The organism is Streptomyces sp. NPDC054849, assembly GCF_053610945.1.
Map to the genome: position 1 here is coordinate 22,937 of NZ_JBSGZI010000079.1, position 7,626 is coordinate 30,562.

The window sequence follows — 7,626 nt, forward strand, 5'->3', positions numbered from 1 at the left end:
CCGTGGGTGTACGGAGCGCCGGCGCTAGGTGGTACCGGTGACGGCTTGCGGGACGGTCAGCTGGGCAGCTTGAGCGTGACGGCGCTCTGCAGCAGCTCCGGCCCGGTCCAGGCGGAGCGGGTGCCCGCGTACGCGGCGCCGAAGTCGGTGGTGCCGAGCAGCATCTGCTTCTTGGTGCCGGTGGGGACGGTGACCGGGGCGACCACTCCGGAGGGCGCCTTGACGGTGACGGCGGTGCCGATGCGGTAGGCCGTGACCTTGCCGTCGGCGAGCGCCTTGTCCCAGGCGGCGCGGCGGCTGAGCTCGACGCCGGTCTCCTTCTGCGTCTGGTTCACGATCGGCGTGCTGGTCGCGTAGAGCGAGCGGTAGGTGTCGAGGACCTGGTTCAGCACCGGGTACAGGGTGCGGTCCTCGGCGAGGTTGGACTGGTGGACGTAGTGCGGGCGGGGGTCGTTGGCCAGCACGTGCCGCATGGCGGTCCGGGCCTCCTGCGGGACGATGTGCTGGAGGTAGCCGGTGTTGACGTCGAGCGGGGCGGGCAGGCAGGTGGAGGTCGCCGGGTTGTCCTCGCAGATGCCGCTGCCGCCGTGGGCGCGGCTGGCGTAGATCCAGTTGTACTCGTCGGCCATCTCCGCGTTGGTGCCCGTGTTGTAGTACACGTTCATCGGGTGGCGTGGGACGGTCAGGGCGGCGCCGACCGCCCGCTGCGCCGGTTCGCGCGAGTTGTCGCTCGCGATCCACTTGACGCCGTTGTCGGCGAGCGCGCCCGCCAGGTTGGGGTTGTCCTGGGCCTGCTGCGGGCTGGTCTTGAGACCGGAGTGCTCACCGGTGACGAGCTCGGACCGGTCGAGGGTGATCCCCTTGGCGGCGGCCCAGTTGTTGTTGTCGCGGATCTGCGCGGAGATGTCGGCGCGGCTCATCCACTGGATGGCGCCCGCGGCGTTCTTCGTGCAGCTCCAGGGAACGGTGGCGGTGTTCTGGACGCAGCCGAGGAAGGGGTGCGTGAAGGTGTGGTTGATCCAGCGGTACTTGGCCCGGTCCGCGACGAGCTGCGCGGTCATGGCGTCGGTGCCCCCGTTCTCCGCCTTCCACTCCTCCCCCGCGCCGGCGTTGAAGACCATGTCGAGCTTGAAGGCCTTGGTCTGCTGCCACTGCGCCAGGTACTGGGCGTCGGCGGCGGTCATCCGGATGGTGCTCTCCTGGCCCTCGCCGCCGGGGCAGGCGTAGTCGCCGGGCGTGCAGTTGAGCTCCTTGCTCCAGCGGGCGTCCGGCGCGAAGACGTCGTCGACGTGGACGGCGAAGTAGTTGCGGCTCTGGCCCAGGTGGACTCCCTGGGTGAGCCACTCGACGATGCCGCGGGCCAGCAGCCGGAACTGCTGCTGGTACTCGTTGTAGCCGAAGGTGACGACCAGTTCGCTGCGCCCGTCGTGGGTGTACTCGCCGACGAGCGAGGCCCGCCCGGAGCCGACGGGGGCGTCGAGGTAGCTGGTGTAGCCGGCCCGCGGCTTGCCCATGAAGCCGAAGCTCTCCGGGACGAGGGCGGAGTTGTCCTCGAAGGCGACCTGCCCGCCGAGGTAGGCGAAGGGCCCCGCCTTGCCGGCGGCGGTGACCGCGGCCTGGGTCCCGTCGAGCTGGCCGCTGTAGCCACCGTTGTCGGTGTACTCCAGTCCGACGCCCGGGTGCGCCCAGGTGTAGGCGTCGACCTGGCGGACCCCGTACGCCGTCTCGTACGCGGCGAGCGCGGCCATCTCGGCCGAGCCCTCCCCGAAGGGGTTCTCGTTGGGCAGGACGACGCCCTGGTACTTGGCGCGCGGCCGCCCGTCGACCGTGTCGCTGAGGAACGACGCGTTGATGACCGGGCGGCTTCCGCTGCCCAGCTCGACGCGGGTGAACGGCACTCCGGTGTCCCGGAGCTCGGCAGTGATCGCCTGGACCGAGCTGCCGCCGTCGTCGACGACCAGCACCTTCAGGTCGATCCGCGGTACTGCGGCCGCCTGGGCGGTCGCAGCGGGTACTGCCACGGACACCAGAGCTGCCGCGGCCATGACGGCGGCGACCCTGTTCATCCGATTCTTGTTGACCATTTCGGCCTTTCCCCCCGCAGGCATCCCTCGACTCGGCCCTAGGCGGTCGGCCGGGCCGGGGAGGCTCTGTGGAAATCATGCAAAGGAACCCCGCGTCCCCTTGCGAGAGTGGACCGAGTCTCTCGGACCTCGTCAGGTCTACGAGGCAAACCTGGAGCAGAGTCCACGGATGGGTGAACCTGGCAGCCTCTTGATCGAACAACTTGCCAAACCTTCGAGTGGCGTGCGGGAGAGCCCGTACGCGTAGGGTCGTTTCCGGCGGCCGTCGGGCCCGAATACGATCGCTACGGATGGCCGTCCACCCACTCGGCCCACACACACAAACGGAAGCGAGACTTCACCACCGTGACTGCTCTGACTCTCAGCACTGCCGGCGCAGCGACGCTCCGCGCCGACGCCCTCGTCGTCGGCGTCGCGAAGGGCCCCAAGGGCCCGGTCGTCGCCGCAGGCGCCGAGGCCGTGGACAAGGCGTACGACGGTAAGCTCGCCGGCGTCCTCGACGCACTCGGCGCCTCGGGCGCCGAAGGCGAGATCACCAAGCTGCCGGCCCCGGCGGGCCTGAAGGTCCCGGTCGTGCTGGCGGTGGGGCTCGGCTCCGTCCCCGAGAAGGACGAGTCGTTCGACGAGGAGGTGCTGCGCCGCGCCGCCGGCGCCGCCGCCCGCGCGCTGCACGGCACCAAGAAGGCCGCCTTCGCCCTCCCCTTGGACGACGCCTCCGCCGTCACCGCCGTCGCCGAGGGCGCGCTGCTGGGCGCGTACGCGTTCACCGCCTACCAGGGCGGCGAGAAGAAGGCGTCGAAGAACGGCGGCCCCAAGCTGCCGCTCGCCGAGGTCGCCCTGCTCGGCGCCAAGCCGCGCGACAAGGAGCACAAGGCCGCGGCCGAGCGCGCCACGGTCGTCGCGACCGAGGTCAACATCGCCCGCGACCTGGTCAACACCCCGCCGAACGACCTCACCCCCGAGGCCTTCGCCGCCGTCGCGTCCGCGGCCGCGAAGGAGAACGGCATCAAGGTCCAGGTGCTGGACGAGAAGGCCCTCATCAAGGGCGGCTACGGCGGCATCATGGGCGTCGGCAAGGGCTCGGACAACCCGCCGCGGCTGGTGAAGCTCTCCTACACCCACGCCAAGGCGGAGAAGACCCTGGCCTTCGTCGGCAAGGGCATCACCTACGACTCCGGCGGCATCTCCCTCAAGCCGGCCGGCCACAACGAGACGATGAAGTGCGACATGGCCGGCGCCGCCGCCGTCTTCGCCGCCGTCGTCGCGGCCGCGAAGCTGGGCCTCCAGGTCAACGTCACCGGCTGGCTCGCGCTCGCCGAGAACATGCCGTCCGGCTCCGCCACCAAGCCGGGCGACGTCCTGCGCATGTACAGCGGCAAGACCGTCGAGGTCCTCAACACGGACGCCGAGGGCCGTCTGGTGCTCGGCGACGCGCTGACCAAGGCCTCCGAGGACAACCCGGACGCGATCGTCGACGTCGCCACCCTGACCGGTGCCATGGTGCTGGCGCTGGGCAACCGGATGTTCGCGGTCATGGGCAACGACGACGCCTTCCGCACGTCGGTCCACGAGATCGCCGAGGAGGTCGGCGAGGCCTCGTGGCCGATGCCGCTCCCCGCGGACCTGCGCAAGGCCATGGACTCCCCCACCGCCGACATCGCCAACATGGGCGAGCGCATGGGCGGCGGCCTGGCGGCCGGCCTCTTCCTGCAGGAGTTCGTCGGCGAGGGCATCACGTGGGCCCACCTCGACATCGCCGGCCCGGCCTTCCACGAGGGCGCCCCGTTCGGCTACACCCCCAAGGGCGGCACCGGCTCGGCCGTGCGCACCCTGGTGCGGCTGGCCGAGCGCACGGCCACGGGCGACCTCGGCTGACGGCCTCATGTGAGACGCGACGCACCCCGTGCCCAGGTCAGGGCCCGGGGTGCGTTCAGCTCACGACGAAATCCGTAGGTTTCTACGCAGCGGTAACCCCTAGTCCGGGCAGAACGCCCTGTCACAGAGTGGGCCCGGCGTCCCGCGTTCCCCCGACAAATGCGAAGATGGGTTCTCGGCAGGACAGGGCCCCCACCACAGGGCCGAAGAAACAAGCGGCCGATTACCAGCCGCCGCCCGGTCACAGAGGACCGGTGCCCGGCGCACATGCATGGAGGACGTGACGTGGCGAACGACGCCAGCACCGTTTTCGACCTAGTGATCCTCGGCGGTGGCAGTGGCGGTTACGCCGCGGCGCTGCGCGCATCCCAGCTGGGTCTGGACGTTGCCCTGATCGAGAAGAACAAGCTCGGCGGCACCTGCCTGCACAACGGCTGCATCCCCACGAAGGCTCTGCTGCACGCGGGCGAGATCGCGGACCAGGCTCGTGAAGCCGCCCAGTTCGGTGTCAAGGCCTCCTTCGAGGGGATCGACATCGCGGGTGTCCACAAGTACAAGGACGAGGTCATCTCGGGCCTTTACAAGGGCCTGCAGGGCCTGGTCGCCTCCCGCAAGGTGACCTACATCGAGGGAGAGGGCCGCCTCTCCTCCCCGACTTCCGTCGACGTGAACGGCCGGCGCATCCAGGGCCGCCACATCCTGCTGGCGACCGGCTCCGTGCCGAAGTCGCTGCCGGGCCTGACCATCGACGGCAACCGCATCATCTCCTCGGACCACGCGCTGGTCCTGGACCGCGTGCCCGAGTCCGCCATCGTGCTGGGCGGCGGCGTCATCGGCGTCGAGTTCGCCTCCGCGTGGAAGTCCTTCGGCTCCGACATCACCGTCATCGAGGGCCTCAAGCACCTCGTGCCGGTCGAGGACGAGAACAGCTCGAAGCTGCTGGAGCGCGCGTTCCGCAAGCGCGGCATCAAGTTCAACCTCGGTACCTTCTTCGACAAGGCCGAGTACACGGAGAACGGCGTCCGCGTCACCCTGGCCGACGGCAAGACCTTCGAGGCCGAGGTGCTGCTGGTCGCGGTCGGCCGCGGCCCCGTCTCGCAGGGCCTGGGCTACGAGGAGCAGGGCGTCGCGATGGACCGCGGCTACGTCCTGGTCGACGAGTACATGCAGACCAACGTGCCGACCATCTCGGCCGTCGGTGACCTCGTCCCGACCCTCCAGCTCGCGCACGTCGGCTTCGCCGAGGGCATCCTGGTCGCAGAGCGTCTGGCCGGCCTCAAGGCCGTGCCGATCGACTACGACGGTGTCCCGCGCGTCACCTACTGCCACCCCGAGGTCGCCTCCGTCGGCATCACCGAGGCCAAGGCCAAGGAGATCTACGGGGCGGACAAGGTCGTAACCCTGAAGTACAACCTGGCGGGCAACGGCAAGAGCAAGATCCTGAAGACCGCGGGCGAGATCAAGCTCGTCCAGGTCAAGGACGGTGCCGTGGTCGGCGTCCACATGGTCGGTGACCGGATGGGCGAGCAGGTCGGCGAAGCCCAGCTGATCTACAACTGGGAGGCCCTTCCGGCCGAGGTCGCGCAGCTCATCCACGCGCACCCGACCCAGAACGAGGCGCTCGGCGAGGCCCACCTGGCCCTGGCCGGCAAGCCGCTTCACTCCCACGACTAATCGTCCCGGGCGCGACGACCACTTCCGCACATTCGTTAGGAGCAACTGAAACCATGTCGGTTTCCGTAACCCTTCCGGCGCTCGGCGAGAGCGTCACCGAGGGCACTGTCACCCGCTGGCTGAAGGCCGAGGGCGAGCGCGTCGAGGCCGACGAGCCGCTGCTCGAGGTCTCGACCGACAAGGTCGACACCGAGATCCCGTCGCCCGTCGCCGGCATCCTGGCCTCCATCAAGGTCGCCGAGGACGAGACCGTCGAGGTCGGCGCCGAGCTGGCCGTCATCGACGACGGCTCCGGCGCCCCGGCCGCTGCTGCGGCTCCGGCCGCCGAGCCGGCCGCCGCCGAGGCCCCTGCCGCCCCTGCCCCCGCCGCCGAGGCCCCCGCGGCTCCGGCTCCGGCCGCCGAGGCGCCCGCCGCCGCTGCCGCCCCGGCCACCGCCGGTACCGATGTCGTGCTCCCCGCACTGGGCGAGTCCGTCACCGAGGGCACCGTCACCCGCTGGCTGAAGCAGGTCGGCGAGTCGGTCGAGGCCGATGAGCCGCTGCTCGAGGTCTCCACCGACAAGGTCGACACCGAGATCCCCGCGCCGGTCTCCGGCACGCTGCTCGAGATCCTGGTCGGTGAGGACGAGACCGCCGAGGTCGGTGCCCGTCTGGCCGTCATCGGCGTGGCCGGTGCCGCTCCGGCCGCTCCGGCTCCGGCCGCCGCCCCGGCCCCCGAGGCCGCTCCGGCCCCGGCTGCCGCCCCGGCTCCGGCTCAGCCCGCTCCGGCCGCCGCCCCGGCTCCGGTCCAGGCCGCCCCGGCCGCCGCCCCGGCTCCGGTCCAGGCCGCCCCGGTCGCCGCCCCGGCTCCGGTCCAGGCCGCCCCGGTCGCCGCCCCGGCTCCGGTGACCCCGGCTCCGGCCGCCGCCCCGGCTCCCGCCGGTGACGAGGCCGCGTACGTGACCCCGCTGGTGCGCAAGCTCGCCTCGGAGTCCGGCGTGAACCTGTCCGCGGTCTCGGGCACCGGTGTCGGTGGCCGCATCCGCAAGCAGGACGTCCTGGCCGCCGCCGAGGCCGCCAAGGCCGCGGCCGCCGCCCCGGCGCCGGCCGCTGCCGCACCCTCCGCGCAGGCCCCGGCCGCCGCGGTGTCGGAGCTGCGCGGTCAGACGGTCAAGATGACCCGCATGCGCAAGGTCATCGGCGACAACATGATGAAGGCCCTGCACTCGCAGGCTCAGCTCAGCTCCGTGGTCGAGGTGGACATCACCAAGATCATGAAGCTGCGCGAGAAGGCCAAGGGCGCGTTCCTGGCCCGTGAGGGCGTCAAGCTCTCGCCGATGCCGTTCTTCGTCAAGGCCGCTGCCCAGGCGCTGAAGGCCCACGCGGTCGTCAACGCCCGGATCAACGAGGACGAGGGCACCATCACCTACTTCGACTCGGAGAACATCGGCATCGCCGTGGACTCCGAGAAGGGCCTGATGACCCCGGTCATCAAGGGTGCCGGTGACCTCAACCTGGCGGGCATCTCCAAGGCGACCGCCGACCTGGCCGCCAAGGTCCGCGGCAACAAGATCACGCCGGACGAGCTGTCGGGCGCGACCTTCACCATCAGCAACACCGGCTCGCGCGGTGCGCTGTTCGACACGGTCATCGTGCCCCCGAACCAGGTCGCCATCCTGGGCATCGGTGCCACGGTGAAGCGCCCGGTGGTCGTCGAGACCGCCGAGGGCACCAACATCGGCATCCGCGACATGACGTACCTGACCCTGTCCTACGACCACCGCCTGGTGGACGGCGCGGACGCGGCCCGGTACCTCTCGGCCGTCAAGGCGATCCTCGAGGCCGGCGAGTTCGAGGTCGAGCTCGGTCTCTGAGACCGGGAGGATCACCACGAGGCAGAGCGCGGCGTCCGAGCCGAACGGCTTGTAACCAGCCTCACTGTCGGCGCCCCCCGCCCCGCAACACCCCGGCGGGGGCGCCGCCCGATTTTGAACGCCACAGGCCCCCCCAGAAC

The 7,626-nt window shown here is 70.9% G+C and carries 4 protein-coding genes; 3 read left to right on the plus strand and 1 reads right to left on the minus strand.

The window, feature by feature from the left end; translation table 11 throughout:
* Positions 1-56: 56 nt before the first annotated feature.
* A complete protein-coding gene (locus tag ACWGIF_RS27705; RefSeq protein ID WP_453501495.1) occupies positions 57-2,084 on the minus strand; it encodes a hypothetical protein in 2,028 nt (675 codons plus the stop codon).
* Between the two features lie 345 nt (positions 2,085-2,429).
* On the opposite strand from ACWGIF_RS27705, the gene ACWGIF_RS27710 reads away from it, so the two are divergent.
* The 3 genes from ACWGIF_RS27710 to sucB all read left to right on the plus strand — a co-directional run bounded on the left by ACWGIF_RS27710 (position 2,430) and on the right by sucB (position 7,486).
* Complete coding sequence (locus ACWGIF_RS27710; protein ID WP_453501496.1) at positions 2,430-3,959, plus strand: leucyl aminopeptidase; 1,530 nt, start codon at positions 2,430-2,432, stop codon at positions 3,957-3,959.
* Positions 3,960-4,244: 285 nt separating this feature from the next.
* The gene (lpdA, locus tag ACWGIF_RS27715) at positions 4,245-5,633 is read left to right on the plus strand and encodes a dihydrolipoyl dehydrogenase (protein ID WP_453501498.1); all 1,389 of its coding nucleotides are present in this window, start codon (positions 4,245-4,247) and stop codon (positions 5,631-5,633) included.
* Positions 5,634-5,686: 53 nt separating this feature from the next.
* Positions 5,687-7,486, plus strand: coding sequence for a 2-oxoglutarate dehydrogenase, E2 component, dihydrolipoamide succinyltransferase (gene sucB, locus ACWGIF_RS27720; protein WP_453501500.1), 1,800 nt, complete (start codon positions 5,687-5,689; stop codon positions 7,484-7,486).
* Positions 7,487-7,626: the final 140 nt, after the last annotated feature.